This window comes from Elusimicrobiota bacterium (assembly GCA_041658405.1).
GTDB lineage: Bacteria > Elusimicrobiota > UBA5214 > JBBAAG01 > JBBAAG01 > JBBAAG01.
In genome coordinates, this window is the sequence record JBBAAG010000006.1 from 61,532 (window position 1) to 76,440 (window position 14,909).

10 protein-coding genes are annotated in these 14,909 nt (G+C 40.6%); 3 read left to right on the forward strand and 7 right to left on the reverse strand.

All coding sequences use genetic code 11. From position 1 onward, the window contains the following. The 5 genes from WC955_02395 to WC955_02415 are packed head-to-tail and all read right to left on the reverse strand — an operon-like array spanning position 1 to position 3,696. The gene (locus WC955_02395) at positions 1 to 1,191 is read right to left on the reverse strand and encodes an ABC transporter permease (GenBank protein ID MFA5857894.1); all 1,191 of its coding nucleotides are present in this window, start codon (positions 1,189 to 1,191) and stop codon (positions 1 to 3) included. Positions 1,192 to 1,194: 3 nt separating this feature from the next. Next, positions 1,195 to 1,836, reverse strand: coding sequence for a hypothetical protein (locus tag WC955_02400; GenBank protein ID MFA5857895.1), 642 nt, complete (start codon positions 1,834 to 1,836; stop codon positions 1,195 to 1,197). A gap of 26 nt (positions 1,837 to 1,862) precedes the next feature. After that, positions 1,863 to 2,885, reverse strand: coding sequence for a hypothetical protein (locus WC955_02405; GenBank protein ID MFA5857896.1), 1,023 nt, complete (start codon positions 2,883 to 2,885; stop codon positions 1,863 to 1,865). Further along, complete coding sequence (locus WC955_02410; GenBank protein MFA5857897.1) at positions 2,845 to 3,264, reverse strand: hypothetical protein; 420 nt, start codon at positions 3,262 to 3,264, stop codon at positions 2,845 to 2,847. Before WC955_02410 ends, WC955_02405 begins: the two co-directional genes overlap by 41 nt. 36 nt (positions 3,265 to 3,300) lie before the next feature. Beyond that, entirely contained in the window at positions 3,301 to 3,696 is a 396-nt protein-coding gene (locus tag WC955_02415) for a response regulator (protein ID MFA5857898.1), read from the reverse strand. A gap of 226 nt (positions 3,697 to 3,922) precedes the next feature. Between WC955_02415 and WC955_02420 the strand changes: the two genes are divergently transcribed. Then, complete coding sequence (locus WC955_02420; GenBank protein MFA5857899.1) at positions 3,923 to 5,593, forward strand: 2-oxoacid:acceptor oxidoreductase subunit alpha; 1,671 nt, start codon at positions 3,923 to 3,925, stop codon at positions 5,591 to 5,593. After that, positions 5,593 to 6,444, forward strand: coding sequence for a thiamine pyrophosphate-dependent enzyme (locus tag WC955_02425; protein ID MFA5857900.1), 852 nt, complete (start codon positions 5,593 to 5,595; stop codon positions 6,442 to 6,444). Before WC955_02420 ends, WC955_02425 begins: the two co-directional genes overlap by 1 nt. A gap of 65 nt (positions 6,445 to 6,509) precedes the next feature. On the opposite strand, the gene WC955_02430 is transcribed toward WC955_02425, so the two are convergent. Then, on the reverse strand, positions 6,510 to 6,914 hold the full coding sequence (locus WC955_02430) for a hypothetical protein (GenBank protein MFA5857901.1): 405 nt from the start codon (positions 6,912 to 6,914) through the stop codon (positions 6,510 to 6,512). Positions 6,915 to 7,131: 217 nt separating this feature from the next. Next, positions 7,132 to 7,587 (reverse strand): putative immunity protein, encoded by a 456-nt coding sequence (locus WC955_02435; protein ID MFA5857902.1) that lies wholly within the window; start codon positions 7,585 to 7,587, stop codon positions 7,132 to 7,134. A 173-nt stretch (positions 7,588 to 7,760) separates the two neighbouring features. Here WC955_02435 and WC955_02440 point away from each other — a divergent pair. Continuing rightward, the coding region (locus WC955_02440) for a fibronectin type III domain-containing protein (GenBank protein MFA5857903.1) at positions 7,761 to 14,909 on the forward strand (7,149 nt) is incomplete at its 3' end.

Sequence of the window (14,909 nt, forward strand, 5' to 3'; positions counted from 1 at the left end):
CTATACACCCTCCGATTTTATAGCTTCAATAGGCCTTATACTTGCTGCTTTCCACGCGGGATATAAACCGCTGAGTAGTCCTACCACCACCACAACAAGTATTCCGGCAAGGACTAGCCTGCCATCTATTAAAATAAGTTCACCTGTGGGTGTATAAGGTAATATACGTCTTATCAGTAGATCCGTAAGTTTTGACAGCCCGAGAGCCATTAGGTTTCCTAATATACCGCCCGCAAAACAAAGAATCGTTGTTTCAAACATGACAAGTTTGAATATATCGGCAGGCATTGCACCGATACTTTTTAGAATTCCTATCTCCTGGAAACGTTCAAAAACAGACATAAGTATTGTATTAATTACGCCTATCATTGCGATGAGTATGGCAATAATTGCAATAGAAAAAACCATGATCTTTGCCGTTCCGATAAGGCTTATAATAGTCTCTTTTACCTGAGCAAGAGACACGACCTGGACATCGGGCAGGTTATAGAGTTGTTCTTCAAGTTTGTCCATATCAGCTTTTTTCGTTGCTTTAATACCGATACCGGTAAGACGCCCGGTCATCCCAAATGTTTTCTGCAGGACCCTTATCGGCACAAATATGGTTCCATCATCCTGGGTTCCGGTTCTTTTTAGTATACCTGTTACCTTGAGTTCCACGTTTTTTTCCGGGATAAGAATCATATCTCCGAGCTCCCTTTGTTCAAGTTCTGCTGCTTCATATCCCATAACAACCTCATAGGCATCCGGGTTGTTGAACCATGTTCCGGTCGAGAATTTTAAATATGATTTCATTGCAGGAAATGTTTCAGGATCAATCCCGAGATATGATGTTATCCCGCCGCTTTCCCCTTTGTTCGGGTCAAACACAGCCTGCATCAGCATCGGTGTTGTCTTCTCAATTTCTTTATATTTTGTTAATTCCCTTAAAATATTTTCTTCCATGTACCGCAGCCCGGTCCCGCCTTTCAGCATCAATGTTGCAGCTTCATACGGGCATCCTTTTGCAGTTACAAGTAAATTGAAGCCCATATTATCAATATCCTTATTAAGCGCTCTCTCGTACCCTTTATTGAATCCGAGCAGGCTTACTAAAACCCAGGTTGAGAGCGATATACCAATAATTGTTAAAACCGTTCTAGTTTTTTTCCTTAACAGGTTCTTATAAGCGACCTGATATATTTTTAGCATATTTCAGTTACCTTTCTTGAATAATGGAAGATGTTTGTTGCTATATATAAATACATCCATAAGGATAAGATTTTTTTTAACGGCTCTTAACACAGCTTTAAAATCCTTTACTGATTGCGGATCAGGATTATTGATTATAACCATAGAATCCGGTATATTGAACGTGCCGGATGAAACATCGTAACTATAAAATTCTTTCAAAGAAAGGTTTATAAATTGCCCGCCAAATGAACTATCCCTGAATTTTGAAGCATACTTTGCTGTTAATTTTTGAATATAAAAATTCTTGATTACGCTTTTAAGGTCAAGAGCCAGAAATACCTGTATACCCCCGTATACGCCTTTTTGGTTTATACCGTGTATATACCCTATAGTCACTGTTCCTTTAGAGATCTCATAAATTGTATAGGGTACATCTATTTTTTCATATATGCCGTTAAACTTATCGCCAAGCCTTTCTTCTATCTCCTTAAAAAGTTCATTCCCGCCTTTTTTGTCAATGGAAACATACTTGGTTTTATATCCTGTTGACCCGGGAAATAGTCTTTTAACATCCCTGTCAGGGTCGTTTAAATCACAACCCACCGCGGCAAAAATATTAGTAGCACTTAAAAGTAAAATCAGGCATAATACGATAGTTCTCATTTATCCTATCCTCCCATAAAAAAGTATCAGATTATTTTGTATAAATATAACTGGCAAATGATTTTTCCATCTCCTGTTGCCTGGCTATAATTATACATGCTCCTTAGTGTCAGGTATTCATTAATAATGAACGTAACTGCGGTATAAAACTTAAAAAATTCATTTTGTCCCGCGGTTTTTTCTAATACAGGCTGAAACTCAATTTTTAACCTGTTCTCATCAAAAAAATTTATGCCGTATCTGAAAAGAAAACCGTGGACATAATCATTCTGCATATCTCCAATAACGGATTCTAGCCTGAATTCATGGTTATTAACGAAATATGAACAATCAATGCCCGTCAGAACGGTCCTGGACAATCCGGGGTTCATTCTGTGATAACCCATAAAATCAGCTGTGTTCCCGAAACCAATACTTAACCCGATATTAAAATTATCTCTTTCAATAACCCCGTATGCTGTACGCAAATTAATAAGGTAATTTCCTTCAGATATAAACGGCATACCCGAACCTGAAGTTAAGGACAGGTTAATATCGCCGTTGTTGTAAACCTTGTATAACCCTGCTCCCCAGTCTCTGTCATAACCGAATCCTTCCATTGAAAGGTTCTGAAGCAGATGCGCATGTGTGTCAAGATATGAAGACAATCCAAAAGCCGGCCTGCTGTGGCCGAACCATATATCTGCAAACCCAAGTTTTCCTCTGATGTAAGCATTATATACCTGTGTTTCAAAATTGTTTTGAAACATATTATTCCATGCAATTCTTCCCTGGAGTGCCAGTATTATACGGTCACCGTAATCCGAAGAAAAACGGTGAAGATAATCAAATCCCAAAGAAGGCTTCTGCATCGGGTGATTGTATGAAAATGAATAATATTCAAGCTCAGCTTTTGTTGACGAATATCCCAGAACAAACTGTGATTCCAGAAAAAACAGCGAATCTGATGCTTCTACCGGCTGGACTGATAAAAGTATTGTGAATACTATTACTATTAGATTTATCAACTTAACCAACATTAAACCTGATTGTGTCGCTGTATATTTCATCCTGGTTCTTCAGGAACTTTATTTTGACTTCCCATTTGCCTGGCATAACGACATTCACGGGCAGTAGATAGTCGCCTTTTGTGTTCTGCTTAAATTCTATTTCCTGTGAATCATGCGCGCCTTTCATTGAGGGCATTCCTGAGATACCTGTTATTGTATATTCATTATTATTTTTCCCGTTGGAGTCAAAAACATTGATTTTAACAATAACCATGCCAAGTGCCGGGTTTTTGTCAAAATCATACTGGAAATAATCTCCGCCGGTTATTTGCACTTTTTCACCGGGTTTTATTGAGTGTATTTCCCCTGATTTTGTGCATCCCAAAAGTGTACTGAAGATAAGAATTAATACAGTTTTTAGAATAAACTTGTTTTTCATATTCGCCTCCTTTACGTTAATTATAGCACACTACTCTTAACTTTTTGTTTTACCCTTATTTCCCAGTAATTCTATTTTTGTAATTACATCCAGCGGGTTAAACGGTTTTATTAAGCATTCATCCAGTCCATACATTTTCCTTATATACTCATAACTATCAGTTAAATAATAACCGGTCATCGCGATTATAGGTATTCCCGATGTTTCTTCTTTCTTTCTTAATTCATCAGCTACTTGAAACCCGTTTTTTCCTTCCATTTTGAGATCCAGTAAGATAACGTCCGGTTTATGCTTAATTACATTTTCCAGCGCTTTAGTTCCGTCACTAAATGTTATGGTTTTATACCCGCTTAATTTAAGTGTTTCTTTTAATTCTTCTAAAAACACTTTTTCATCATCAATTATCATTACCTTCGTTTTTTTTGTTTTCATTCTTATTGAATTACCTTTCATTCTCATAAATCATACGGTTATTATCATAAACTATCCTAATTACAAAAGGGATTGCTAAATTCCGTATATTATTGATTTTATTCTATGTTAATATGAGATTTATTTGCGGATAAAAGTCAGTAAAAAGCAGAGTTCACCAATTGTATTGTTAGACAAGTTGAAATATACTTTTAAATTAGATATGAAAATACTGGGGAAGTAAATAATGAATGAAATTTCTGTATTAATTGCAGGTAAAGCCGGATATGGAATCGATAAGTCCGGTTCAATAATCGCAAGCCTATTCAACCATTTGGGATACAGGATATATATATACAGGGATTACCCGTCACTTATAAGAGGCGGGCATACTTTTTCTATTATCCGGGCATCAGGCCAAAAGATCAGTACTCATAGGAACAACGTCGATTTTTTACTTGCATTAAATCAGGATACTATAGACTTTCATAAACAAAGGTTGAAAGACAATTCTATTATAATTTACGATTCTGATTCAGTCAAACTTCCATCTTTTCCCGTTGAGATACAATCATTTGGTATACCTGTTGCTAAAATCCTAAAAACGGAAAACGCAGCTGATATTATGCGTAATACCTGCATCATAGGCGCTTTCTGCAAGGCAGCAGGTATCGGGAAAGATATTATGGAAAAAGTTATCAAGAAAAGTATGGCTAAGGAAACAGAGTTAAACACAAAAATTGCAGTCAAAGGGTTTGACGAAACCGGGGTATCCAAACAAATAGATGTTATCGCACAAGTTAGCCTGCCAATAATCACGGGTAATGAAGCTATAAGTTTAGGCTTGATTAAAGGCGGATTACAAGCATATATTTCGTATCCCATGACACCGTGTTCCGGTATTCTCCATTTTTTGGCTGAGATGGCTGAAGAATTTTCGTTGAAAGTCGTTCATCCGGAAAATGAGATTTCTGTGATGCTCATGGCTCTAGGATTTTCGTATATGGGAGAGAAAGTGGCGGTGGGTACTTCAGGCGGCGGGTTTTGTTTAATGACAGAAGGTTTTAGTTTCAGCGGGATGGCAGAACTACCGGTGGTTGTTATCGTTGGCCAGCGTCCCGGCCCAAGCACAGGCTTGCCTACGTACACAGGCCAGACCGAACTACATTTTGTGCTTAACGCCGGTCAAGGCGAATTCTGCCGATTCGTAGTTGCGCCGGGCGATGCGGAGGAAGCATATTATTGGTCCGGAATATCAATGAATATTGCACAGAAATACCAGACTCCTGCGATTATATTGTCAGATAAAACATTATCCGAAGGCGCGAGTAGTTTTGATATTGCACAAACAGGGCCGGTAGATGATGAAAAAGGTTTTTTGTGGGACAGAAAAGGCGAGTATAAACGTTACCTAAATTCAGAGACGGGAATCTCTCAGTTGGCGTTCCCTCCTGACAAAGATGTTGTTATAAAGGTTAATAGTTACGAACATGACGAATCGGGAATCACGGCTGAAGAGGCCGGGGTCACAAACAAAATGTTGGAAAAACGGATGCGTAAAGAAGCGTATCTATCATCGGAATTGGAAGATTACAAAACAGTGAATGTCGCAGGAAACAGGGATTCACCCACAGGTGTGGTATGCTGGGGGTCAAATAAAGGCGTAGTTTTTGAAGCTGCTGCTAACCTGGGTTTACGCGCAATCCATCCGGTGGTACTCTGGCCATTTCCCAGAAAACAGTTTCAGGATGCATTGAACGGAATCACAAAACTTGTCTGTGTGGAAAACAATGCAACAGGACAGTTAGCGAAGCTTATCTCCCAATTGGGATACAAAGTGGACCACACAATGTTGCGTTATGACGGCCGGCCGTTTTCCCTGGATGAACTGGAAGAAAAGTTGAGGATGGAGATATGATGCAGGAAAAAAATTGGGGAACAAACGCTATTAATACCTGGTGTCCTGGCTGCGGTAATTTTGCAATTTTGAATTCAATAAAATCAGTACTAAAGTCGCTGGTTGCGGATAATATATTGGCGGAAAACATAGTCCTTGTTTCCGGAATAGGCTGCGGTGCCAAGATCGTTGATTATATCAATGCCAACAGTGTTTACTCAATTCACGGCCGGGTTCTTCCTGTGGCAGAAGGAATCAAACTTGCTAACCCGCAGATGAAAGTAATTGGTTTAGCCGGTGATGGCGACACTTATGGAGAAGGAATGGAACACCTTGTTTTCGCTGCAAAAAGAAATATTGATATTACCATGATTGTCCACAATAACAGGGTGTATGGGTTGACTACAGGACAGTACACGCCAACATCGCCGTTGGGTTATAAAGGGCGGTCTACACCTCAAGGGAGTAAGGAGACACCGATAAACCCTCTGGAAATCATGCTTGCAAGCGGCGCAAGTTTTATTAGCCGCGGTACATCTACTACTATGGAATTGCTAAAAAAACTTATGAGGGAAGCAATAATGCATAAAGGGTTTGCACTCGTGGATATCCTGCAGGTATGCGTAACATTTTTTAATATGTATGAATACTACAACAAAAACGTGTATGAACTAGCCGGACATGATCCCGCTGATTACGGAAAGGCAATGCAGAGAATCAGGGAATGGAATTATAGTAATACCGATGCTAAAATACCGCTAGGAGTTTTTTATAAAAAAGAAATACCGACGTTTGAAGAATATTATTTACACCTAGGTAAGGAGACAGAACGCAGTCAAAAAATACATAAAATATTGGAGAATACAATATAAAATTGTTACAACCCCCCAAAATAATTATACCAACTGAATTTCTATACTAATCATATTGCTGAATATTATTTTGGAAAGTATTTACGGACTTTTGCTGCAATCTGATGATCCGTCATTTTATCAACTGTTTCAACGCCAACAATACGGCTGCCGAGGTTGTGTATTTTAAGCCGTTTTATAAGTTCTCCCTTTGCCTCACCGGGGCCAAATATAAGAAGAGCTCCTGCATTACGAATACATGCAATTACTGCATCGTAGTATATATTTAGATGTGCTGTAAAAGTTTTCTGGCGGATATCACTTGATGGAACTTTAAGTGATTCATATCTGCCCTTAAGAGGTGAATCTCCGGAACGACGTAGCTGTTTTTCTACCTTTGATATTATCAGTTTTATCTCTTCCCCTTCGTTCGTAACAGCAAAAATAATAGCTTTTCTGTGATCAACCCATAAACCCATTTTTGTTTTCATCGCATTCCTCCCATAAACTTTTTAAGTCGTCTTTAAAATGTGATCAACTTTCTTTTATTAAAAGTCAATAACTTAATAATACTGGTAGATAAAAAATATATGAATTGGCTGGTTCTGCTTTTATGTGACTATTTTCCGCTTATGCAGAATTAATACACGTTAGCACACATCAGTTCTTTAAGATAAAGTAGTTAATACTCAACAAAAATCCTGTTTTTCAAATATTTCTAATTATCCTTGCAGATAAGACTAGTTCCTTAATTTCTGGCGGTAACTTTTTATTCTGCCATTTTCGTTCTGATTCTACAGGCTTCCCTGCACTTTTCACGGCTTTTAAAGCATACCATGCCGGGCCTAACGAATGATCAGCCATATGTGCAGTAGCAACAGCATGGCCTACAGCGCGAGCTACTGCAATTGCTTCCGGGGTTGAAGCTTCACGTGCTACCGCTATTGCGTCTAATGCCGCTTTTCTCGCATCGCCAACTGAAGCTTTTCCTTGTTTCCATTTTTTTGCTACATCCAGCGTGTTTATTAACCGTTTATCAATTTTCTTGCCGAAAAGATGTAATACATGTTTTGCACAGGAACATGCCCAGGCCATTAACTGGTAGTGCCGGGCTTTTGTTAGTGGCCCGCCACGGTGTACTGCAATAAATCGTTTATCTCTCATATTTTTCATGAATCCGTTTATCTTAATAAATCTAATGATAGATCGTTAATGACATTTTACTAACAACACATGTTCATTTCAATCTGTATTCCATATTGTGTACTATATTTTGTTTGTGTATATATTTTCACAATTGACTTTTTACACTACTAAGCCTTATAATTTTAATACTAATGTTAATATACACTTTGATTGCTTTACTGAACAAAAATGCTGTAAGTATAGAATCCAGGAACGGTATTTCTATTTTCAGTAGTTTTATGTATCAATACAACAAAAATATCGGATATTTACTTGCTGCAGTTTTATTAATGTTGCCAATATCTGTATATGCGCGGGTGGATTCAATAGATATTACAGACGGCGGGATTACAGATTATAATAATGCTGCATACATGCTGGTATTAAACGATCCTAAGGAAACAAGTACTTTCGCTGATATTGACGATGTTTATACCGCACACACATCAACACAATTGTACATAAGTTTTAAAAATCAAGCTAAACTCAATAAAGGCGCAGCTGGGCGTAACACTTACGATTATTTTATCTATATAGATAAAGACCAGTCTGCCGGTACGGGGTATCCTATAAACGGTGCAGGCGCGGATTATTTGCTTACTGCCAACGTGATTACTGTTGACGGTATACGCGTAAAAACCAGTAAATTAAAAAAATGGGACGGGTACAGTTGGAGTATTTCAACCTCCACAAACCTTGAAGCGTATACTCAGGATACGGGTTCGTATGCAGTGGAATTTAAAATAAACTGGACAGAACTCAACGGCGCGGATGGTGATTCTCATACAGGCTTGCCTCCCACCGGCAGAATGAACTTCGTGTTTTATGCTGAGATAAACGGTGCTAGCGGCGATTATGCGCCGGATAGTTCATATATTATATACCCTAGCACATCTGCAACCCCGGCAGATAAAACGCTTCAACCGCAGATAAGTACTGCCACAATACTCGGGGGTAATACGTTTAACGAAGATTCTAATATGGTAACAACAATGACAGTTGTATCATCCTGGCAGGATGACGGGACATCAGCTTCGGTTGATGGATGTGATATACAGGGGTTTAATTTCAATATTGTATCGGCAGAATATTTTTATGATACCGATCCCGGAATTGGGAACGGCTACACACTGTCAGCGGATGATGGAAGTTTTAATCAGGTAACAGAAACGTCAACTGTGTACGGGTTAGACATCTCAAGTTTAGCGAACGGCGATCATACATTGTACACGCGCTGCATGAATTATTCATCAACAACAGTGTATGGTTTATGGTCATCCACTGTTGCATTAATACTGAGCTCAAATCGCAGCCCGGGGACAATTACTACTTTAACCGCTGCGCAGTCCGCTGGTTATGACCATGCAATAAAGCTCTCATGGATAGCGCCGGGGGATAATGGATATAACGATAATATTACCGGCGGAAAGTACTGGATAAAATCTTCTTCAACCGCGAATATTACTGATGAAACCACATGGATAGCTGCGGTGTATAGCGTGCAATTAACAACAGACACAGTACCCGGGCAGAATGTTAATCATACAATAACCGGTTTAGTACCGTTAACGACATATTATTTTGCTGTAAAAACAGCGGATGAAGTACCAAACTGGTCGTTAGTATCATCCTCCGCAGGGAATATGTGTTCAGATTTAAACTCACCCGCTGCGCCGACAAGCCTATCAGCTATTGATTACCCTGCGGATGAAGGTAGTAGGATTAATCTTAACTGGATATTATCAAGTGATGACGGTAATGGCAGTAATGATGTTCTTGAGTACCGTATATACAAATCCTCGTGGATAACGAACCCGTCCTATACGTTATTGACAACAATAATTAAGTCCACAACATTTTATACTAATACTTCGGTATCCATGGGAACAACTTATTACTACTACCTAAAATCATTTGATGGTACAAACACATCAGTTAATACCAGTACAGTAAATGTTTTTTCAATAGACAATACAGCACCGGCTACCCCGAATAATCTGGAAGCAACAAACCCAGGGACAGGAGCGGATATTTATCTTGCATGGTCGAATAATACTGAAACCGATCTTGCGGGGTATAACATTTACCGCAGTCTTGATAACCCCGGGGCGTATAACAAAGTTAATGTGTCATTACACCCAGCCCCAACTGATTTTTATCGTGATAACTCTGTATCGTCAAATACTACATATTGGTACAAAATAACCGCGGTTGATAGTTCAGGTAATGAAAGTTTGTTCAGTGATATTGATGTGTCGTTATGTATAGCTAACAATCCGCCAAACGTTTTTTCATTAACCACACCGGCAGATTTGTCAACCTCGACAACACTAACCCCTGCGTTTGACTGGGCAGATGCTACCGATCCTGACAGCGATGTTATACGGTACGAACTCTGGTATGCGTCAAACACAACGTTTATATACAAGACTGTGGTTGACGGGTTACTTACTTCAACACATACCCCTGTGGGCAGCCTGCAGGATAACACAACATATTGGTGGAAAATAATGGCGTTTGACCCGTGGGATTGTATAAAGTGGTCAACTGAAACTGACTGGAAATTCTGGGTAAACGTGATCAATGATACTCCTACGGTATTTGGGTTAATCTCACCGGCCAATACGTACGTAAGCACGGATTTAACACCTGCGCTTGACTGGGAAGATAGTATGGATGTTGATCCTAATGACAGTTTTAGGTATGGCGTGATGTATTCTACTGATTCCGTGTTTGGGGTATATACATCGTCAACAGAGTTGGCTGTATCAGTGTATAATGTACCGTCTAATCTTACGGATAACGCGACGTATTACTGGAAAGCATACGCGTATGACACTTTCGGAACGACACGAACGGCAACACAAACCACGTGGAAGTTTTATACTAATACCGCGGATGATGCACCAATTGCGTTTGATGTTGTATCTCCGGCTAATAATAATGTTGAAACAACTTTGACCCCTGCGTTTGACTGGCAGGATTCTACGGATCCCGACCCCAACGATTTTGTTGCGTATACTTTATGGTATTCAACTGCAAGTAATTTCAGTGTAAAGACAGAAGTTACGGGATTAACAGATTCTGCGTATACACCTTCGACAAACCTTTATGATAACACTGTATATTACTGGAAAGTGAAAGCAGTGGATACTGACGGGACAACAGTATGGAGTACAACAGTTAACCGCAGTTTTAAGGTTAACCAGGCGAATGACGCACCTAATAGTTTTGGTTTAGTTTTTCCTGATAACTTAACATCTGTAAGCGATATCACTCCGGATTTTGACTGGACTTCATCAGCTGATGTAGACCCCGGGGATTATGTGAGATACCGTGTTGTATACTCGTCAGTATCAAATTTCAGTAGTTACACTTCTTCTGCGGGTTTAGCGTATTCAGCTTATACGCCAACCACTGAATTAATTGAAGATACTATGTATTATTGGTATATTGAAGCTTATGATATAAACAACGCAACTACAACGAGTGAAGTCAGAAGATTTAATGTAAATACGGTTAACAACACACCAGGTGCGTTTGCGTTGTATACACCTTCCGGGACAATAAATGTATACGACCTTACTCCGTATTTTGACTGGCAGGATTCTGCTGACCCTGACGGTGATATTGTGCAGTATGATCTGCAGGTTTCTACGAATAGTAATTTCAGTGTATATACATATTACACAGGTAATTCTACGTCAACGTATACAATGACAACAAGCCCGTTAACTAACTACACATCGTATTATTGGCGTATCCGCGGGTACGATCCCGCAGGGCTTGAGGTATGGGGTACAAACCCATCAACCGCAGTGTTTATCGCGTACGATAATATTGCACCGGCAGGAATATCAGGCTTAACAGCGTTGACAGGCAGTAGTGAAGGAGCAGTGTATCTCGCGTGGACTGCACCGGGGGATAACGGGAATTCAGAAACTTTAGTATCAGCACGGTGGGAGATAAAATATTCGTCCTCCGGGATAATAACTTATGATAGTTATGTATCACCGCCGGGAACGGGCTATACGATGTATGTTAATACTGCATCGATAACCCCGGGGGTTGGGATTAACTATACAATTACGGGATTATTATCGAGTACAACATACTGGTTTGCAATTAAAACCTGCGATTATGGCGGTAACTGGGCTGTATGGAACTCATCTCAGGATGTAATAACAGTTAATACAGCGGCTAGTATCTGGGCGCAACGGGATATTATACCGCCTGCTGCGGTGTCAAATCTTACAGCAATTGTGGGGACAAATGACGGTGAAGTTGTATTATCATGGACCGCGCCGGGGGATGATAATTTAACCGGAACAGTGAGCGCATATGTACTAAAATATTCATCCTCAGGGATAATAAATTCAGCTGGATTTGATACAGCAGATACATATTCACAATCCTGGCAGTCGTTAGCTTCCGCCGGGCAAACTGAATCACGTGTAATATCAGGATTAATCCCGGCGGTAACATACTGGTATGCTGTTAAAGCTGTAGATAACGGGAGTAACCTTAACATTTGGCGTTCATCAGCGGATATACCAACAATCAACCTTCTCGCGAATACCGCACCGAAGGATAATGTACCGTCTACGCCCGGGGGACTGGTTATAGATTCAAGAGGTTATACTTCAGTAACCCTGTCATGGACGGGAGTGAATATTAATGATTTAGCAGGATACAAACTGTATTATGACACTGACACATCCGATATTGAATATACAGGCACGGGCTCTACCGGCGGGGGGTCACCAATAAGCGTGGAGAATGTAACGTCGTATGTGTTAACAGGATTAGCACAGGGGACAACGTATTATATTTCAGTCCGCGCGGTTGATACCGGGCCGAATATTTTAACCAGCGGGTATGCTGCTGAAGTATCAACGATTACTTTTATGAACCTACCCATCCTCCCGGGGAATATGAATGGTATCGCTGTTTCATCAACAAGTATTAATTGGTTATGGTCAGATAATTCGTCAAATGAATCCGGGTTTTATGTTAAGTCTTCAACTAACGGCGTGCTTAATTCGTTATCAGCAAATACCACGTTCTGGATAGAACAGGGATTAAATATCAATACATCTTACTACAGGTATGTTGAGTCATATAACTTCGGAGGGATAAGTTCCTCAACTGCTGTTATTAAGTATACGCTTGCCAATCCTGCAACAGGATTTAATTTTGTGAACGTATATTATTCCAGTGTAACTTTATCCTGGGCAAAGAATAATAATCCGGACAACACATTGTATGAATTGTCAGTATCAAGCGATAATTTTGTCACGCATTTTTCTACACCCGTAAATTTATCAACTGCGCTGGTAGATACTTCAACTGCTGCCTATAATTTGTTAAACAATACAACTTATTGGTTTAGAATACGCGCATATAACGGTAATGAAATACCGTCAGCTTATACGGCTATAGTTTCTACAAAAACAGTTTTTCTAAATACACCGCCCTCTGCGTTTAGCCTGATAACCAGCAGCGGAACAGTAATAACGCGTAGGCCGACAATAACATGGACTGAGACAACAGACCCGGACGAGTTTGACAGTATAAGTTATGAAGTAATGTATTCCACAACAAGCGGGTATACGCTGTCAACAACAAGCAATGTCGGGACAGCAACAAATTATACGTTCCCACCCCTGATACCGTATACGACGTACTACTGGAAAGTAACCGCGGGAGATACGCATAACGGTACAAGGACGAGTACGCAGTCAGGCTGGTGGTTGTGGATAGACAGCAACACAATACCTTCGGGTTTTAGTTTAATAACGACCAGCGGGACAATAGAAAGCCAGACCCCTCGCCTTGCCTGGGGCACGGTAACGGATACCGATCCTGGGGATTATGTTAGGTATGAAGTAATCTACAGCAGTATGCCTGATTATACAGTTTCTATAACCAGCAGCGGCATAACATTATCAGAATACCAGTTTACAGTATCGTTAGAGAAGAGCACAACGTACTGGTGGAAAGTAAACGCGTATGACACACATGGCGGAACAGTTGCGAGTACGCAGAGTGACTGGCAGTTTTATATACCCAGCCAAACCAGCCCCACAGCGTTTAGCCTGATAAAAAGCAGCGGTACAATCCCAACCCGTTACCCTGTGTTAGACTGGGCAGACTCAAGCGACAGTGATGCCGGTGATTATGTCAGGTACGAAATAAGATACAGTACCGCCCAGGATTACAGTATCTGTGTTGCAAGCACAGGCTTAAGCGCGAGTACTTACGCGATAGAAGCAATGCTGAACCCGTATACGACATATTACTGGAAAGTATACGCCTATGATACGACGGGGGGTACAACAACGAGTACACAGACAGACTGGCAGTTTGTTGTATCAAGCAATACAGTACCTACGGCGTTTAGCCTGATAACCAGCAGCGGAACCGTGATAACGCGTAGGCCGACAATAACATGGACTGAGACAACAGACCCGGACGAGTTTGACAGTATAAGTTATGAAGTAATGTATTCCACAACAAGCGGGTATACGCTGTCAACAACAAGCAATGTCGGGACAGCAACAAATTATACGTTCCCACCCCTGATACCGTATACGACGTACTACTGGAAAGTAACCGCGGGAGATACGCATAACGGTACAAGGACGAGTACGCAGTCAGGCTGGTGGTTGTGGATAGACAGCAACACAATACCTTCGGGTTTTAGTTTAATAACGACCAGCGGGACAATAGAAAGCCAGACCCCTCGCCTTGCCTGGGGCACGGTAACGGATACCGATCCTGGGGATTATGTTAGGTATGAAGTAATCTACAGCAGTATGCCTGATTATACAGTTTCTATAACCAGCAGCGGCATAACATTATCAGAATACCAGTTTACAGTATCGTTAGAGAAGAGCACAACGTACTGGTGGAAAGTAAACGCGTATGACACACATGGCGGAACAGTTGCGAGTACGCAGAGTGACTGGCAGTTTTATATACCCAGCCAAACCAGCCCCACAGCGTTTAGCCTGATAAAAAGCAGCGGTACAATCCCAACCCGTTACCCTGTGTTAGACTGGGCAGACTCAAGCGACAGTGATGCCGGTGATTATGTCAGGTACGAAATAAGATACAGTACCGCCCAGGATTACAGTATCTGTGTTGCAAGCACAGGCTTAAGCGCGAGTACTTACGCGATAGAAGCAATGCTGAACCCGTATACGACATATTACTGGAAAGTATACGCCTATGATACGACGGGGGGTACAACAACGAGTACACAGACAGACTGGCAGTTTGTTGTATCAAGCAATACA

Excerpts from the sequence above, each read along its gene's own strand:
- WC955_02395 (MFA5857894.1), bottom strand. The coding sequence starts at position 1,191 with ATGCTAAAAATATATCAGGTCGCTTATAAGAACCTGTTAAGGAAAAAA.
- WC955_02400 (MFA5857895.1), bottom strand. The coding sequence starts at position 1,836 with ATGAGAACTATCGTATTATGCCTGATTTTACTTTTAAGTGCTACTAAT.
- WC955_02405 (MFA5857896.1), bottom strand. The coding sequence starts at position 2,885 with ATGAAATATACAGCGACACAATCAGGTTTAATGTTGGTTAAGTTGATA.
- WC955_02410 (MFA5857897.1), bottom strand. The coding sequence starts at position 3,264 with ATGAAAAACAAGTTTATTCTAAAAACTGTATTAATTCTTATCTTCAGT.
- WC955_02415 (MFA5857898.1), bottom strand. The coding sequence starts at position 3,696 with ATGAAAACAAAAAAAACGAAGGTAATGATAATTGATGATGAAAAAGTG.
- WC955_02420 (MFA5857899.1), top strand. The coding sequence starts at position 3,923 with ATGAATGAAATTTCTGTATTAATTGCAGGTAAAGCCGGATATGGAATC.
- WC955_02425 (MFA5857900.1), top strand. The coding sequence starts at position 5,593 with ATGCAGGAAAAAAATTGGGGAACAAACGCTATTAATACCTGGTGTCCT.
- WC955_02430 (MFA5857901.1), bottom strand. The coding sequence starts at position 6,914 with ATGAAAACAAAAATGGGTTTATGGGTTGATCACAGAAAAGCTATTATT.
- WC955_02435 (MFA5857902.1), bottom strand. The coding sequence starts at position 7,587 with ATGAGAGATAAACGATTTATTGCAGTACACCGTGGCGGGCCACTAACA.